The organism is Streptomyces sp. NPDC056347 (assembly GCF_042262625.1).
Lineage (GTDB): Bacteria > Actinomycetota > Actinomycetes > Streptomycetales > Streptomycetaceae > Streptomyces.
This window is the reverse complement of record NZ_JBHJQP010000101.1, coordinates 13881-29574: the sequence shown is the minus strand read 5'-3', so window position 1 is coordinate 29574 and position 15694 is coordinate 13881. Positions and strand designations below refer to the sequence as shown.

General features: G+C 71.3%; 14 protein-coding genes. 8 read left to right on the top strand and 6 right to left on the bottom strand.

The features are described 5' to 3' along the window. Nucleotides 1-115 precede the first annotated feature (115 nt). A complete protein-coding gene (locus tag ACFCV8_RS22715; RefSeq protein ID WP_376687234.1) occupies nucleotides 116-574 on the bottom strand; it encodes a hypothetical protein in 459 nt (152 codons plus the stop codon). 272 nt (nucleotides 575-846) lie between these two features. Between ACFCV8_RS22715 and ACFCV8_RS22710 the strand changes: the two genes are divergently transcribed. After that, nucleotides 847-1401, top strand: coding sequence for a hypothetical protein (locus ACFCV8_RS22710; RefSeq protein ID WP_376687233.1), 555 nt, complete (start codon nucleotides 847-849; stop codon nucleotides 1399-1401). Between the two features lie 124 nt (nucleotides 1402-1525). On the opposite strand, the gene ACFCV8_RS22705 is transcribed toward ACFCV8_RS22710, so the two are convergent. Continuing rightward, nucleotides 1526-2707 (bottom strand): S1 family peptidase, encoded by a 1182-nt coding sequence (locus ACFCV8_RS22705; RefSeq protein ID WP_376687232.1) that lies wholly within the window; start codon nucleotides 2705-2707, stop codon nucleotides 1526-1528. A gap of 272 nt (nucleotides 2708-2979) precedes the next feature. Between ACFCV8_RS22705 and ACFCV8_RS22700 the strand changes: the two genes are divergently transcribed. Next, nucleotides 2980-4284, top strand: coding sequence for a nucleotidyl transferase AbiEii/AbiGii toxin family protein (locus ACFCV8_RS22700; protein ID WP_376687231.1), 1305 nt, complete (start codon nucleotides 2980-2982; stop codon nucleotides 4282-4284). A 27-nt stretch (nucleotides 4285-4311) separates the two neighbouring features. Here the strand turns inward: ACFCV8_RS22700 and ACFCV8_RS22695 are convergent, their stop codons facing one another. The 4 genes from ACFCV8_RS22695 to ACFCV8_RS22680 form a co-directional block, all read right to left on the bottom strand. Next, nucleotides 4312-4590 (bottom strand): hypothetical protein, encoded by a 279-nt coding sequence (locus ACFCV8_RS22695; RefSeq protein ID WP_376687230.1) that lies wholly within the window; start codon nucleotides 4588-4590, stop codon nucleotides 4312-4314. A 555-nt stretch (nucleotides 4591-5145) separates the two neighbouring features. Next, nucleotides 5146-5697: a glycoside hydrolase family 25 protein gene (locus ACFCV8_RS22690; protein WP_376687229.1), complete on the bottom strand. Its 552-nt coding sequence runs from the start codon at nucleotides 5695-5697 to the stop codon at nucleotides 5146-5148. Nucleotides 5698-5899: 202 nt separating this feature from the next. After that, on the bottom strand, nucleotides 5900-7267 hold the full coding sequence (locus ACFCV8_RS22685; RefSeq protein WP_376687228.1) for a radical SAM protein: 1368 nt from the start codon (nucleotides 7265-7267) through the stop codon (nucleotides 5900-5902). Between the two features lie 126 nt (nucleotides 7268-7393). Next, nucleotides 7394-8248: a pentapeptide repeat-containing protein gene (locus tag ACFCV8_RS22680; RefSeq protein WP_376687227.1), complete on the bottom strand. Its 855-nt coding sequence runs from the start codon at nucleotides 8246-8248 to the stop codon at nucleotides 7394-7396. Between the two features lie 168 nt (nucleotides 8249-8416). Between ACFCV8_RS22680 and ACFCV8_RS22675 the strand changes: the two genes are divergently transcribed. The 6 genes from ACFCV8_RS22675 to ACFCV8_RS22650 all read left to right on the top strand — a co-directional run bounded on the left by ACFCV8_RS22675 (nucleotide 8417) and on the right by ACFCV8_RS22650 (nucleotide 15694). Next, a complete protein-coding gene (locus tag ACFCV8_RS22675; RefSeq protein ID WP_376687226.1) occupies nucleotides 8417-9829 on the top strand; it encodes an FAD-binding oxidoreductase in 1413 nt (470 codons plus the stop codon). A 74-nt stretch (nucleotides 9830-9903) separates the two neighbouring features. Continuing rightward, entirely contained in the window at nucleotides 9904-10392 is a 489-nt protein-coding gene (locus ACFCV8_RS22670) for a hypothetical protein (protein ID WP_376687225.1), read from the top strand. A gap of 87 nt (nucleotides 10393-10479) precedes the next feature. After that, nucleotides 10480-10704, top strand: coding sequence for a hypothetical protein (locus tag ACFCV8_RS22665; protein ID WP_376687224.1), 225 nt, complete (start codon nucleotides 10480-10482; stop codon nucleotides 10702-10704). 187 nt (nucleotides 10705-10891) lie between these two features. Then, nucleotides 10892-12058, top strand: coding sequence for an L-rhamnose isomerase (gene rhaI / locus ACFCV8_RS22660; protein ID WP_376687223.1), 1167 nt, complete (start codon nucleotides 10892-10894; stop codon nucleotides 12056-12058). Between the two features lie 96 nt (nucleotides 12059-12154). Beyond that, complete coding sequence (locus ACFCV8_RS22655) at nucleotides 12155-14200, top strand: bifunctional aldolase/short-chain dehydrogenase (protein ID WP_376687222.1); 2046 nt, start codon at nucleotides 12155-12157, stop codon at nucleotides 14198-14200. 15 nt (nucleotides 14201-14215) lie between these two features. Next, entirely contained in the window at nucleotides 14216-15694 is a 1479-nt protein-coding gene (locus tag ACFCV8_RS22650; RefSeq protein WP_376687221.1) for a rhamnulokinase family protein, read from the top strand.

The following is a 15694-nucleotide window of genomic DNA, read 5'->3' as shown; positions in this document are numbered from 1 at the left end:
GCGGCGTCCGCGCGCTCCGTCCAAAAACGGCAAGCTCGCGGACGCGTGAGCCACCGGGGGGCCCACCGGTTGGCCCGGGCCGGTTGGGGCTGGGGACACGCGGCTCCGCGGCCGGTCAGAACACGAACGGTCCGGGCGACTGCGCGGAGGTCGCGTTGCAGGTCACGGTGATGCCCATGACCACGACCTTGAGGGACTTGGCCACCAGGCTGTCACCTGCGGCGACGGTCCCCTTGAGCTGCCCCGTCGAGACCGGGCTTCCGGCCGGGATGGCGGGGTTGGCGCTGCCGGTGAAGGCCACCGACCCGGTGCCGTTCCTGGTGAGGGTGAGCGTGGACGTGACGGTGTTCGCACCGACGGCGATCGGTGCGGTGATGGCGGAGGTCGACAGGTTGATGGAGGCACTCGTGCCACTCTGGGTGGCGGTGAGCGTCGCACTGCCGGAGCCGTAGAGTCCGCAGTCGAAGGTGATGGTGGCGGTGGTGGGGGTGACCGCCTCGGCCGTCGGCGCCAGCACGAGCGCGCCGGCCGCCAAGGCGGAACAGACGGCGATCCGCCGTATGCCATGCCTCATGGTGATCTGCCTTTCCTGTGGGGGGAATCCGGCGCGTCGGACCAGCACATCGCACCGGACACGACAGCCCCTGACATACCGTCAGCGGGGCCGCCTCGCCCATTGAGACACGACCCCCTTGAAGCAACAAGACACATCGCCATGATTTATTGACATGCCACGGCCAATCCTTCCCGCTGTCGACCCCCGCCTCGGGGCTCTCGGCTCCCGCCGGAGAACTGCGGATAGGCTGTCCGCGCCACCGACGACAGGTTCGCAGCAGGGGGGAATCCATGATCCGGCCACTGCTGTTCCTCGATGTCGACGGGCCGCTCAACCCCTACGCCGCCCAGCCGGAGCGGCGCCCCGCCGGCTACACCACGATCAGGGTGCCGGCCGGCGGAACGGCGGAGGGCGCCCAGGGCCGATTCCCCCTCCGCCGCGGGCCCCTGCGGGTCTGGCTCAACCCGAAGCACGGACAGTCCCTGCTCCGGCTCGACTACGAACTGTGCTGGGCCACCACGTGGATGGCGGAGGCGAACCGGTGGATCGCCCCGGTACTCGGCCTGCCGGAGCTTCCCTTCATCGACTTCGGCGACGCCTTGTTCCGGGAGCGCCCCGACGGGGTCCACTGGAAGACCGCCCCGCTGGTGGAGTACGCCGCCGGACGCCCCTTCGCCTGGGTGGACGACGAGCAGAGCGAACTCGACCGGGCCTACGTGGCCGCCCACCACCGCGGCCGCGGACTTCTGCACCATGTCGATCCCCGGATCGGCCTGCGCGAGGAGGACTTCCTGGTCCTCGCAGGCTTCGCCCGGTCGGTGGACCGGCTACGGCCCGGCGGCTGACCGCCCCTTCCGCCCGTCGCTGTCCGCACCGTCCCGACGGCGCGCCGTGCCGCACCCCGGACGTCGGAGCCCGAGGTGCGGCACGGTCACCGTGCAGCACGGCGGCCGGATTTCCGGCCGGCCCTCAGGCGGTGTGCAGCGTGAGGCCGTACCGGTTGAGGATCTCGTTGACCGGCTGGTGCCAGGTCTCCCCGCCGCTGGTGCAATTGCCCCAGCCGCCGGACGTGACGCCCTGGGCCTGATCGCCGCTGATGAACGAGCCGCCCGAGTCACCGGGCTCGGCGCAGACGCTCGTCTTGGTCATCTGATAGACCGCGCCCTGGCTGTAGTTCACGGTCTCGTTCGTGGCGAGCACATTGCCGCAGTGCCAATGGCTGGTCGATCCGGAGCGGCACACCGAGGCACCGACGGGGGCTTCCGCGGAGCCCCTGACCAGTTGGTCGGACACGGTGCCCCAGCCCAGGACCACGGGTACGGTCCACCAGCCGTTGCCGACGCCGACCCAGGCGTAGTCGTCACCCGGGAAGGACGACCCCTGGAAGTTGCCGATCGCCGAACGGTCCCACCCGCTGACCGCGGCACCGGCCTGGCCGCAGTGCCCCGCCGTGACGAACCCGCCGTACACCGAGAAGCCGATCGAGCACCGCACGTTGCCCGTGTAGTAGGGGTCACCGCCGACGGTGCCGGCGGCGAAGGTACGTGGAGCCTCAGGGGTCCTTCGCACCACTACGGGGCCGGTCGCGCGGGCCCGGTCGACGAAGGCGCGGACATCGTTGTCGGACACCGCGGAGGCGACAACGTCCACCACGACCCGGTTGGCCTTCGGATCGACGTGCCAGCCGCTGACACCGTCCGGTGCCGTCAGTCCGTCGATGCGCTCCTTGGCGGCGTCGAGTTGCCGCGCGGTGTGGCGCACCAGCCGGACCGACGCGCCGGACGCCCTGACCGCGTCCGAGGCCCGGGCGTCGGTGACGGCCACGGTCAGCCGGTTCGTGGCCGGATCGAACCAGGCACCGGCGTAGGACGGTCCGGCGGCGCGTCGCGCCTTTCCCTGCACGGCCCTCGCCGTCTTCTCCGCCGCCAGCCGGGCCCTGGCCCGGCCTTCGGTCAGGCCGAGGTCCCGCCGCATGGCGAGGAGCAGCCCCGCGGACGCGGGTGCCTCTTCGGTCAGGGACGAGGGGGACGACGCGGAAGCCCGGTCCGCCGCAGCGGCCGAAGCCGGGCCCGAGGTGAGGCCGACGGTCGCCCAGGCACCGATGACCAGCGCGGCGGCCAGGCTCGTACGCAGCGCGTTCTTGCATCTCAAGGCAGTGGCCCTTCTGTTGTTCCGGCTTGGTGGGGAGGAACAGCAGGCGTCCGGGAACGCTTTTCTGAGAGCGCTCTCAGAGTGTGCCGGAACGGACTGTAACGCAGAGTGCCCGCCAGGTCCATGCCAATGACGGCTCATGGTTCCGGGCCCGCGCATCCGTGTCGGGGCGGACACCTATGCTCGCGTCGGACGAGCACGGGCGCCCGGCACTTCGGCCTCTGCCCGCCCGCGTTGCGAGCAGTGCCCTTCTCTCCCTCAGGAGCCCCACCATGACCACCTCCCCCGACGGAACCCCGTCCTGGAACCGCTTGACGTGGGGTCCGCGCCGGGTTCCGCAGGATCCGCTCGACGAAGCGACCCGGCGCGCCAACCGTCTTCCGGCCACGCTGCTGCCGGCCCCGAGCGGAATGAACCACCCCTTGCTCTTCGAGCCCGCCCTCAAGCAGTTCCCCCACGCCTACCGGGCCGGGGACCCCCGGTTCGCCGACGGGGAGGAGGAGTTGGGGCGGACCTGGCGCCGGGCACGGCGCACCGCCCTGGACATGGTCCTCGCCTCCGTGGCCGACGGTCCTTGGAGCGAGCATCTGGTGCTGCGCGGCAGTGTGCTGATGGCCACGTGGTTCGGGCGGGCCGCCCGCGATCCGGGGGATCTGGACTTCCTCTTCACACCCCGCGACCGGGCGATGGACGATCCGCGGTCCTCGGACCTCTTCGAAACGATCGCCAGGGACGCGGCAGCGGCGGCGGACGGCCACGGCTCCGTGCGCATCGACGCCGCGGGCATGGTGACCGAGGAGATCTGGACGTACGACCGGGTGCCGGGCCGTCGCATGCTGCTGCCGTGGTCGGCGGACGGGATACCCGGCGGCACCGTACAACTCGACGTGGTGTTCAACGAGTTCCTCCCCGTCCCCGCCACGCTCACCGAACTCCGGCCGCTCGGGCGCGGACCGGGGTGCCGGGTGCATGCCGCCCCCATCGGACTCTCCCTGGCCTGGAAGCTGTTGTGGCTGGCCACGGACATGTACCCGCAGGGCAAGGATCTGTACGACGCCGTGCTGCTCGCGGAGTGCACGGTGCCGAGCTACGAGCTGCTGCGGCAGGTTTTCGTCCTCGGCGGGGTCGAGGCCCTGCGCCCCGTCGGTGCCCGGTTCCTGGACGAGATGGTGCCGGCCCGGAGTGAATGGGAGGACTTCGTCACCGAGCATCCGTGGGTCACCGAGAGCGCGGAGCACTATCACGCTCGTCTCGCACGGGCGCTGGCACCGTTGCTCGGATCGGAGGAGATGGCCGACGGTGCTGACGGGTACCGGCAGTGGGCCGACTGGTTGCAGCCCCTGGTGGAGTCCGTACGTGCCACCGCCCCGGACGATCCGGCTCCCGCACTCGGCTATCTGGACGCCGGCGGGCGGGACGGGCTCAAGGCCGCCGTCGTGGTGGTACGGGAACTCGCCGGGCCCGGGAGCCTCGGCCCGGCGGACGCGCTCGCCGAGGTGCTCTCCCACCAGGAACGCTGGACGTACTGGCGCAACCGTCCGGAGGCGTGCGCCCGGATCCTCGACGAGCTGGGCTGAGAGGGAGGTTCCTGCCGGGCCGGGCGTTCAGCCGGCCCGGCCGATCGCGCTGCGCAGCATGGCGACCGTCGTCGCGGCCGCGGCACGCTCGGCCTCGTCGTCCGTCGCCCGTACCCGTTCCTCCAGCAGGACCACGGCCGCCTGAAGGACTCCCACGCGCACCGGAACGCTCTGCATCGCCGTCAGGACGGCCGCCGCCTGTTCGGCCGGGGTGGCCGGGGTCGCTGTGGTGGCCTGCGGAATGAGAGTGGTGATTCCGCGCCCGAGCGCGCGGTCGCGGGGCGGCTGAGCCGAGGCTGTGGTCATCCGAGAAGTGTGCCGCACGCACCCGGGGGAATCCGTCAGCGACCTGAGCACGCCTTCTGAGCACCGTCCTGCGCATGGGCGTGGACCCGTAGCAACAGCGATGTCAGCTGGGCCCGTTCCGGTCCGGACAGCGAGGTAGGCAGAGCCTGTTACACAGTCAGCACTTCGGCCTGGAGCCCGGCGGGCGCCGCGCGACCGGCCGGAGTGGGGGTGACGGTGCCCCGTCGACGGCCGGCGAAACCCGCCGCCGACGGATCATCCACGATCCTTGCCATGTCGCTCCGGTCGGTCCCGGGCCGCGGGGCCGGCTCGCGCAGTGCGTGGGGCCGCAGTCGGCGAGCGTCGACAGCACGGCCATGTGTCACAGAGCCGGATCACGCTCGGCCCGCCGTGCCACCGGCACGCTCCGTGCCGTTCTCCCGGTCCCGGCCGCAGGACAGGTCGCGAATCCCGGGAGGCAGGACGGGGTCTCGTTCACCGGCCCCTTCCCAGGTCCGGGTGCGCGGTGCCGGTGGCGGGCACCGCGCACCACGCTGCCTCCGGCTCCCGGCGCCGCTATCCCATGGCCCAGCCGAGCAGCGCGGCCCTGGACGCGAAGTCGGCGACGTCCCGGTCGAGGGGCTGGTCGGTGTACTGGTGGATGCGCCAGGACGCCTCGATCCGGGGTTTTCCCTGCGGCACGTAGTCGGCGATCCACAGGCCGTCCCCGGCGTACGACGTGGTGTCGTGGCTCAGCCAGAAGTTGCGGTTGCAGTACAGCAGCACCTTGTTGTGAGGCCGCAGCCGCTTGACGTCCCGGATGAAGCTGTCCTTCTCGGCGTTGCTGGCCCAGGTGCCCTCACCGTTCTGCTCCCAGTCCACGGCGAGCAGGTCCCCCGCCTTCTCCGAGGCCTTGCTCACGAAGTAGTCGGCCTGGGCCTTGATGTCACCGGGCCAGAGGAAGTGGTAGAAGCCGACCACGCATTCCGCGTCCCTCGCGCGCTTCACCTGCTCCGCCAGATGCGGATTGACGTACGAGCGGCCCTCGGTGGCCTTGATGAAGACGAAGTCCAGTCCGTCCGTGTCGAAGGACGACTGATGGGAGCTGATATCGACGCCATGCAACATGGGCACCGCCTTCACGTTGTATCCGTGGTTCCGTTCTCCTCCTCTACGTGCCCGCGGACTTCCGCTCCCATCCTCGGGATGAACGGACGAACCGTTTTTCCCTCGTCAGATACAGAACCGGCCCCGCCCCGTTCCGGCGCGGGCGCGCACGGCCCGGCGGAGTACTCCCCCGCCGTGGCCCGGTGCGCGTCACCGCGGGGTGCTACGCCGGCTCGTCGGGGGTGGTGGCGGCCGGCAGGCTGTCCATGAACGAGCTCACGGAGAAGACCGCGCGCCCGGGACCGGGCGGGCCGTAGCCGGGGGGCGAGCTCAGCCCGTACTCCTCCATCGTGGCGCGGTAGGCGTCCAGGAGACGGATGTGGTACTCGAGCGGCGCCCCGTCCGGATTGGTCTTCCCGAGCGGGGTGGTGGGCTCCGGGCACCAGGTGGTGAACCGGGGGGTGATGCCGTGCGACATGAAGAACCGCAGCCCCTCGGTGGTCGACGCGATGGCCTCGTCGACCGAGGTGAAGCCGAAGGGCGCGGCCATCTCGACACCCGCCACGAAGTTGGGAATAACGTTGCGCGCGCCGAAGACGTCCGCGGAGTCCAGGATGCGACGGTGCCATTCGTCGCGGCCCACGTAGCGCTCCTTGCCGGGGCAGTACAGCTCGAACAGCCGCCGGTCCCACACCTCGTAGTTGGGGTGGTAGATCTGGACCCCGTAGTCGTGGAAGCGCTGTACGTCGGCCTTGGGCAGGGCCTGGGCGACGACCTTGCCGATCCAACGGCCGGGGAACCGCTCCTCGATCGCCTTGGCGTACTGGCCGTAGAAGTCGGCCTCGTCGCGCCCGCCGATGTGGGACGTGATGGCGCCGCCGGTGAGGGTGTACGCGGTGGACGTCTTCGCCGTGTCGTACTTGTCGATGATGGCGAGCGCCTCCAGGACCTCCTCGACCGGCTTCACGCCGGTGTAGGGGCGTCCGGCGGCCTTGTGCTGGCGCCAGTTGTGGTTGATGTCGCAGTACTGGCACTCCTCCTTCGCGCCGAAGTACTGGCAGACCCGGAAGACGGTCAGATAGACCAGGTAGCCCCACTGGATGGTGGGCGCCACCTCCATCACGGACTTGCCGTTCTCCAGCGTGTGCCGGTAGTAGTCCGGCATGGGCGGCAGACCCACCTCGGAGATCCGCCGGCCGTCGAGGTACAGCCCGAGCACTCCCTCGTCGTCGGCCGCGACCCGGTACGGGGACGCCGGGTTGACCCGCACCGACACGACCGTTCTGCGCAGGTCGTACGGGCCGCCGGTGAGGACGATCTCCTCCGGGGGACGGCGGAGCGCGGCCGCGCCCAGCTCGGGGAGGGTGCCGTGGTCGAAGGAGAAGATGAAGTAGGACTTCGGCTTGACGTCACCGTTCTCGTTGTCGCTGAGGGCGGACTCGTCGAACGCCACGCCGCCGCGCAGCAGGTCCTCCTTGATGACCGCTTCCCGGGGCACGTGCGGGAACCGCTCCATGAGGTCCTCCACGAGGCGGGTACGGCTCCCGTCCGTGCGGCTCGGCTCTGCGCTGCCGTCAGTGGTGCTGTGCATGTGCGGGACTCCTCGGTCCGGTCGTCGTCGGCGTTCCGGGCACGCCGCACTGTGCAACGAACCGGACACGTCCGCAGTGCCCGGCTCACCTGCCCCGGCGACACGGTCCGGGTCGCCCTTCGGGGTTCACCGGTCCCAGTGCGCGGGGCGGTCGAGTGCGGGCGGAAGCCGCGTCGCCGCGTCGCCCCGGGCGGCGTTGAGCTGGGCCTGGGTGAGGAAGAGGCTATCGGTGAGGTCGGCTCCGGATACATCCGCGTCCCGGAAGTCGGCGCCCGTCAGGTCGGCCAGGCGCAGATCCGCACCGCTCAGGTCCGCCGCGATCAGGTAGGAGCCGCGCAGGTCGGCACCACGCAGGTCGGCGCCCCTGAGCCTGGCCCCGATGAGGTCGGCGCCCCGGCGGTCACGCTTCTTCCCGCCCTTGCCGCGCGGCGCGGTCGCCCGCACGAGTCCGCTGACCCGGTGCAGCAGCCCGGCCACGAGTTCGCGGTGGGCGGCCACATCCAGCTCCGCGTAGGCGTCCGCGGGCAGCCGCGCGAGGCGTTCCGTCTCGTCGAGGAGGCGCCGGGTCTCCCCGTGCAGGGACTTCGCCGGTGCCAGGGTCAGCGCTTCGGTGAGGTACCAGAGCAGTTCGTGGAGCTGCCGCACGACGGGGAAGACCTGGAACATCTGCCGGGCGGTCTCCCCGTCACCGCGCCAGTCCCGTCCGCCGAAGATCTCGCCGGACACCTTCTGGCCCGCTCCGAAGCAGTCGTACACGGTGCAGCCGGGAAAGCCCCGGGTCCGCAGCTCGGTGTGGATGCCGCAGCGGAAGTCCTCCTGGAGGTTCCGGCAGGGCTGACCGGCTTCCTTGTCGATCGCGAAGTCCGCGGACCGGGTCAGGGTGAGCGCCACACAGCACAGCCCGGAGCAGTTGGCGCAGTCGGCGCGCAGTGCGGCACGGTCGCCGCGTTCGGCGCCGGGGCCTTGGACGGTGTCGGGCACGGTGGGTGGATCCTTCGGATACGGGGCGGTCGGACGGCCGACCCTACCGGGAGCCGTCACCCGTTCGCCGCCATTTCATGACCGGCCGGTTCGGGCGCTCCCCGCGCGGCCCCGGGGCCGCGCGCGATAATGGTGGCCGGTACAACTTTCCTGGAGGTGGCCACGGACGTGACGAACCCCGCTGTCGACGACATCCCCGCCGGGCGGGTGCTGACCGATCCGGTCTCCCTGGCCCGCTACCAGCACGACGAGGCCGAGTGGGCCCCCTACGGCATGCCGCTGGCGGTGGTGCGCCCACAGTCCGCCGAGGAGGTGCGGGCGGTGGTGCGGCACTGTCTGGCCCATCGCGTCCCGCTGGTGCCGCGCGGTGCGGGCACCGGGCTGTCGGGCGGGGCGAACGCCGTGGACGGAGCCATCCTGCTGTCCTTCGAGGACATGAACCGCATCGTGCGGATCGACGCGGCGGAGCCGCTGGCCGTGGTGCAGCCCGGGGTGGTCAACGACGACCTGCGGGCGGCCGCCGCGGAGCACGGGCTCTGGTACCCGCCGGACCCGGCGAGTTCACCGTGGTCGACGATCGGCGGGAACGTCGCGACGAACGCCGGGGGTATGTGCTGCGTCAAGTACGGCGTGACCCGGGACTACGTCCTCGGCCTGGAGGTGGTCAACGGGCTCGGCGACCTCGTCCGGCTCGGCCGGCGCACGGCGAAGGGCGTGGCGGGGTACGACCTGGCCGGGCTGCTGGTCGGCTCGGAGGGCACCCTGGGCGTGATCACGCAGATCACGGTGCGGCTGCGGCCGGCGCGGCCGCAGGAGCGGACCGTGGCCGGGTACTTCTCCTCGGTGGTCGCCGCGGGCGAGGCGGTGAGCGCCGTGACCGCGTCGGGGGTCGTCCCCTCGGCACTCGAACTGGTCGACCGCCACTGTCTGGCCGCCGTCGACGCCTGGAAGAAGATGGGGCTCTCCGCCGACGCGGACGTGGTGCTGCTCGGCCGGGTCGACACGCCGGGCGCGGCGGGTGACGCCGAGGCCGAGGTCGTCCGGGCCTGCTTCGAGCGGGCGGGGGCCACCTGGGCCGCGGTCTCCACGGACCAGCAGGAGGCCGACGCGCTCTTCCAGGCGCGGCGGCTGGCCTATCCGGCGCTGGAGCGGCTCGGCCCGGTGCTGACCGAGGACGTGTGCGTGCCCCGGGCCGCGGTGCCGGAGATGCTCGCCCGCATCGAGCGGACGGCGGCCCGGCACGACGTCCTGGTGGCCAACATCGCCCATGCCGGGGACGGGAACCTGCATCCGCTCATCATCACCGCGCCGGGCGACGAAGCCGCTCGGGCACGCGCCCAGTCGGCCTTCGAGGACATCCTCGACGACGCGATCGCGCTGGGCGGCACGGTGACGGGCGAACACGGGGTGGGGCTGCTGAAGATGCGCGGCATGAACAAGGAGCTGGGTTCCGCGGTGCTGGACATGCATCACGCGGTGAAGGCCGCGCTGGACCCGCACGGCATTCTCAATCCGGGAAAGGTGCTCAGCGTTTCGCAAGCCGTCCCGGAAGGCGATTCGGGGAACGTCCGACGGGTCTGACCTGTTGCCCGGCGCCGTTGTCAGTGGTGCGGCGCACACTGTCGGGAGTACGGCACGGGTGAAGGGGGACGCTGATGCGCGCCGAGCAGGATTCCGGCTTCGAGCCGACGACCGGGGACGGCCCGGTGCCGGTCGCCGACGGGAAGCGGGCCGCTTCCGTGCGGACGGCCTTCGAGGGGATGCTGCAGATCCGCCGGCTGACGAACACCGGACACGCGGCTCCCGAGAGCGTTCCCGCGTTGTGGGAGAGGAACCGGCCGGTCCGGGCGGTCGCCCTCGCCCTGGAGGCGGCGGGCCTGCCCGCCTCGGCCTCGGACGCCTCCGGCCTGCGTACGGCGACGGGGTACCGGCTCCGGCCCGGCGAGGCCGCCGGTGGCGTACGGGTCGAGTGGCTCGGGCCGCCGGGCAGCGGCGCCGCCCGCGAGGAGGAGGCCGAGCTGGAGCGGTGCGCGTCGGTGCTGCGGCAGTTGGGATGGGCGGTGCTGGCATACCGGGGTGCGCGCCGTCGAAGATTCCTGGAGGTCGAGCCTCCGGCCGGTGCCCGAGGGCCGAACGACGGGTAGTCGGCGCTCTGCACGTCGCCGTCGGAGCGTTGTCGTACCCATGGGGGATGCTGGTGGGTCCGACACCTCTGACCGGGAGATGCTGAGATGCGCACCGACGAAATCGCCGCGGCCCAGGCATACGTCCGACTGCTGGAGGCCACCCGTGCGGCGCTCGCCGATCCGGACGACGGCCCCTTGTACGTGCCGTTGCTCGCCTCTCCGATCGCCGAGGCCGACGGTGCGCTCCGGCAGGCGGGCCTCTGTGGCAACGAGTCCCGGTTCTTCGACCTCGTGAGCTCGCTGCGGCCGGGCATGCCCGACAGCCTCTAGACCGGCCGCCGGTGAATTGATTCAGGGCGGCATTCCGGCGAAATCCGGCGGCCGGGCCAGGGGACCGAAGAACCCGATCGGGTTCTTGACTGCCCCTCACCGGCATACCTAGCGTACGTCCCGAGTGAAACGATTCATACATCCGCGCGGTCCCTGCCCACCGGGCGACTCCACCCACGAGGTGCTCATGTCTGATGTTTCGGCTGTCAAGGCAGCTCTGAAGTCACAGGTCATCGAAACCCCTTCGTGGGGGTACGGGAACTCGGGGACACGTTTCAAGGTGTTCGCGCAGCCGGGTGTGCCGCGTGACCCGTTCGAGAAGCTGGAGGACGCGGCGCAGGTACACGCGTTCACCGGCGTCGCGCCGAAGGTGTCGCTGCACATCCCTTGGGACAGGGTCGAGGACTACGCCGCGCTGAACCGGCACGCCAAGGGCCTCGGCCTGCGGATCGGGGCCATCAACTCGAACGTGTTCCAGGACGACGACTACAAGCTCGGCTCGGTCACCCACCCGGATCCCAAGGTGCGCCGCAAGGCCGTCGGCCATCTGCTGGAGTGCGTCGACATCATGGACGAGACCGGCTCGCCCGACCTCAAGCTCTGGTTCTCCGACGGCACCAACTACCCCGGCCAGGACGACATCGCGGCGCGTCAGGACCGGCTGGCCGAGGCGCTGTCCGAGGTGTACGGGCGCCTCGCCGACGACCAGCGGATGCTGCTGGAGTACAAGTTGTTCGAGCCCGCGTTCTACACGATGGACGTGCCGGACTGGGGCACGGCGTACGCGCACTGCCTGAACCTCGGGCCCAAGGCCCAGGTGGTGGTGGACACGGGCCATCACGCGCCCGGTACCAACATCGAGTTCATCGTGGCGTTCCTGCTGCGCGCGGGGAAGCTGGGCGCCTTCGACTTCAACTCCCGGTTCTACGCGGACGACGATCTGATGGTCGGGGCGGCCGACCCGTTCCAGCTGTTCCGCATCATGCACGAGGTGATCGGCAACGGTGGCCTGAAGCCGGAGACGAACGTCAACTTCATGCTCGACCAGTGTCACAACATCGAGGCGAAGATCCCCGCCGTCATCCGTTCGGTCGCCAATGTGCAGGAGGCGACCGCCAAGGCGCTGCTGGTCGACAGAGCGGCGCTGGGTGAAGCACAGCGGTCCGGCGACGTGCTGGCCGCGAACGGCGTCCTGATGGACGCGTACAACACCGATGTACGACCGCTGCTCGCCGAGGTGCGGACGGAACTGGACCTGGCCGAGGACCCGTTCGCCGCTTATCTGGCCTCGGGCAACCAGGAGCGGATCGCAGCGGCCCGGGTCGGTGGCGACCAGGCCGGCTGGGGCGCCTGAGCCTCGGGGCCTGCCGGCCGACCGGACACGCTCGAACCGCTCCCCCGTGCCCCTCGCCGACCGGCTCGGACGGAACCCCGACCACGAAGGAATCACATGGCCTCCGCGACGCACAGTGAAGTCGCCGCACTCCTGGCACGCGCCCACCGGCTCGGCTCCGACCCCAGGAACACCAACTACGCCGGTGGCAACACATCGGTCAAGGCCACCGGAACCGACCCCGTCACGGGCTCCGGGACGGAGCTGCTGTGGGTGAAGGGTTCCGGCGGAGATCTCGGTACGCTCACCGAGGCCGGGCTCGCCGTGCTGCGCCTGGACCGGGTACGCGCGCTCAGGAACGTGTACCCGGGGGTGGAGCGCGAGGACGAGATGGTGGCGGCCTTCGACTACTGCCTGCACGGCAAGGGGGGTGCGGCGCCGTCAATCGACACCGCGATGCACGCCCTGGTGGAGGCTCCCCACGTCGACCACCTGCATCCGGACTCGGGGATCGCGCTGGCCTGCGCCGCGGACGGTGAGAAGCTCACCGCGCAGTGCTTCGGCGACCGGGTGGCGTGGGTCGGCTGGCGCAGGCCGGGGTTCCAGCTCGGCCTGGACATCGCCGCGGTCAAGGCGGCCAATCCGAGAGCCGTCGGGGTGATCCTCGGCGGCCACGGCATCACCGCGTGGGGCGAGACGTCCGAGGAGTGCGAGCGCAACGCCCTCTGGATGATCCGGACGGCCGAGACCTTTCTGCTCCAGCGGGGCGGAGCCGAGCCCTTCGGTCCCGTGTGGGCGGGCCGGGAGCCCCTGCCCGAGGAACGGCGCCGGGAGCGCGCGGCCGCGCTCGCGCCGCTGATCCGGGGTCTGGCTTCCACCGACCGCCCCCAGGTGGGCCACTTCACCGATACCGAACCGGTGCTGGAATTCCTCTCCCGTACCGGACATCCCCGGCTCGCAGCGCTCGGCACGTCGTGCCCGGACCACTTCCTCCGTACCAAGGTCAGCCCGCTGGTCCTCGATCTGCCGGCGGACGCCCCGCTGGAGGAGGCCGCGGCCCGGCTCACGGAGCTGCACGGCACGTACCGGGAGGCCTATCGCGCGTACTACGAGCGTCACGCCTCTTCCGATTCACCGGCGATGCGCGGCGCTGATCCGGCGATCGTGCTCGTGCCGGGGGTGGGCATGTTCTCCTTCGGCAAGGACAAGCAGACGGCCCGGGTCGCCGGGGAGTTCTACCTCAATGCGATCAATGTGATGCGCGGCGCCGAGGCCGTCTCGTCCTACGCGCCGATCGAGGAGTCGGAGAAGTTCCGGATCGAGTACTGGGAGCTGGAGGAGGCCAAGCTGCGGCGGATGCCGAGGGCGAAGCCGCTGGCCGCCCGGGTGGCGCTGGTCACCGGTGCCGGGTCCGGCATCGGCCGGGCCATCGCTCACCGGCTGGCCGCGGAGGGGGCCTGCGTCGTCGTCGCCGACATCGACGCGGAGCGCGCCGCCTCGGTGGCGCGGGAGATCGGTGGGTCCGACACGGCACTCGCGGTGCCGGTCGACGTGACCCGGGAGGAGCAGATCGCCGAGGCGTTCCGGGCGACCGTGCTGGCGTTCGGCGGTGTGGACCTCGTGGTGAACAACGCCGGGATCTCCGTGTCGAAGCCGCTGCTGGAGACCACGGCCCAGGACTGGGACCGCCAGCACGCGATCATGGCGCGCGGCTCGTTCCTGGTCTCGCGGGAGGCCGCGCGGGTGATGCGTACGCAGAAGCTCGGTGGCGACATCGTCTACATCACGTCGAAGAACTCGGTGTTCGCGGGTCCGAACAACATCGCCTATTCGGCCACCAAGGCCGATCAGGCCCACCAGGTGCGGCTGCTGGCCGCGGAGCTGGGCGAGCACGGGATCCGGGTCAACGGCGTCAATCCGGACGGTGTGGTGCGCGGCTCGGGGATCTTCGCGGGCGGCTGGGGTGCGCAGCGGGCGGCGACGTACGGGATCGAGGAGGAGAAGCTCGGCGAGTTCTACGCCCAGCGGACCCTGCTCAAACGTGAGGTGCTGCCGGAGCACGTGGCCAATGCGGTGTTCGCGTTGACCGGTGGGGAGCTCACGCACACCACCGGGCTGCATGTTCCGGTCGACGCCGGCGTGGCCGCGGCCTTCCTACGATGAGCCGGAGGGATGCCGATGTCCGTGACGCCACATCGCGACGCGGCTTTCGCCGCCGTGGATCTCGGTGCCACCAGCGGCCGGGTGATCACGGGCCTGGTCGGGCCGGAGCGGCTGACGCTGACCGAGGCGCACCGGTTCGCCAATGTGCCGGTCCGGTTGCCGGACGGGCTGCGGTGGGACGTGCTCGGGCTGTACCGGGGGATGCTGGACGGTCTGCGGGCCGCCGCGCGCCGTGGCCCGGTGGCCTCGGTCGGCATCGACTCATGGGCGGTCGACTACGGCCTGCTGGACGCGGACGGATCTCTGCTCGGCCTGCCGTTCCACTACCGGGACGGACGGAACGCGGGGGCCGCCGAGCGGGTGCTCGCGATGTGCGGTGCGCGGGATCTGTACGCGGTGAGCGGTGTGCAGCACCTGCCGTTCAACACCCTGTTCCAGCTCGCCGCCCATCGGACGGGCGCGCAGTGGGGTGCGGCGCGGACGATGCTGATGATCCCCGACCTGCTGACGTACTGGCTCACCGGTTCCATGGGCGCCGAGATCACCAACGCGTCGACGACCGGTCTGTTCGACGCGTCGGCCGGTGACTGGTCGAGGGCCCTGATCGGGCGTCTGGGCCTGGAACGTTCCTGGTTCCCGCCCTTGCGTGAGCCGGGCGATCCGGCGGGGACGCTGCTGCCGCACGTCGCCGCGTACACGGGCCTGCCGGACGGCACGCCGGTGACGGCCGTCGCCTCGCACGACACGGCATCGGCAGTGGCGGCGGTGCCCGCGACCGGACCCGGCTTCGCGTATGTCTCCTGCGGCACGTGGTCGCTGGCGGGGCTGGAACTGTCGGGCCCGGTGCTGACGGAGGAGTCCCGTACGGCCAACTTCACCAATGAGCGCGGGGTCGACGGCACCGTACGGTACCTGCGCAACATCATGGGGATGTGGCTGCTGGAGGAGTGCCGCAGGTCCTGGGAGCGGCAGGGCTGGGCACCGGACCTGGGCGAGCTGCTCGCGGCCGCGGCCCGCGCCCGGCCCTTCGCGGCTCTGATCGACCCCGACGACGAGCGGTTCCTCGCGCCGGACGACATGGTGTCCTGCATCGACGACCGGCTCGTGGCCTCGGGGCAGGTGCCGCCCGACGGCCCCGGGGGCTATGTCCGGTGTGTACTGGAGAGCCTGGCGCTTGCCCAACGCAGGACCCTGCGCGAGGCCGCCGCGCTGGCCGGTCGGGAGGTGAACCGGATCCACATCGTGGGCGGCGGCTCGCGCAACGAGCTGCTGTGCCAGTGGACCGCGGACGCCGCGGGGCTGCCGGTGACGGCCGGCCCGGCCGAGGCGACCGCGCTCGGCAACATCCTGACACAGGCCCGCGCCCGGGGGCTGGTCGACGACCTGGCGAGCTCGCGACAACTGGTGGCGCACACCCAGGAGTTGCGCCACTACACCCCACGGGGGGACCAGCGGGCCTGGGACGGAGCCGCCGCCCGGTTGCGGCGGCCCTGA

Excerpts from the sequence above, each read along its gene's own strand:
- ACFCV8_RS22700 (WP_376687231.1), top strand. The coding sequence starts at position 2,980 with ATGACCACCTCCCCCGACGGAACCCCGTCCTGGAACCGCTTGACGTGG.
- ACFCV8_RS22710 (WP_376687233.1), top strand. The coding sequence starts at position 847 with ATGATCCGGCCACTGCTGTTCCTCGATGTCGACGGGCCGCTCAACCCC.
- ACFCV8_RS22655 (WP_376687222.1), top strand. The coding sequence starts at position 12,155 with ATGGCCTCCGCGACGCACAGTGAAGTCGCCGCACTCCTGGCACGCGCC.
- ACFCV8_RS22685 (WP_376687228.1), bottom strand. The coding sequence starts at position 7,267 with ATGCACAGCACCACTGACGGCAGCGCAGAGCCGAGCCGCACGGACGGG.
- ACFCV8_RS22690 (WP_376687229.1), bottom strand. The coding sequence starts at position 5,697 with ATGTTGCATGGCGTCGATATCAGCTCCCATCAGTCGTCCTTCGACACG.
- ACFCV8_RS22670 (WP_376687225.1), top strand. The coding sequence starts at position 9,904 with ATGCGCGCCGAGCAGGATTCCGGCTTCGAGCCGACGACCGGGGACGGC.
- ACFCV8_RS22695 (WP_376687230.1), bottom strand. The coding sequence starts at position 4,590 with ATGACCACAGCCTCGGCTCAGCCGCCCCGCGACCGCGCGCTCGGGCGC.
- ACFCV8_RS22650 (WP_376687221.1), top strand. The coding sequence starts at position 14,216 with ATGTCCGTGACGCCACATCGCGACGCGGCTTTCGCCGCCGTGGATCTC.
- rhaI (WP_376687223.1), top strand. The coding sequence starts at position 10,892 with ATGTCTGATGTTTCGGCTGTCAAGGCAGCTCTGAAGTCACAGGTCATC.
- ACFCV8_RS22665 (WP_376687224.1), top strand. The coding sequence starts at position 10,480 with ATGCGCACCGACGAAATCGCCGCGGCCCAGGCATACGTCCGACTGCTG.
- ACFCV8_RS22715 (WP_376687234.1), bottom strand. The coding sequence starts at position 574 with ATGAGGCATGGCATACGGCGGATCGCCGTCTGTTCCGCCTTGGCGGCC.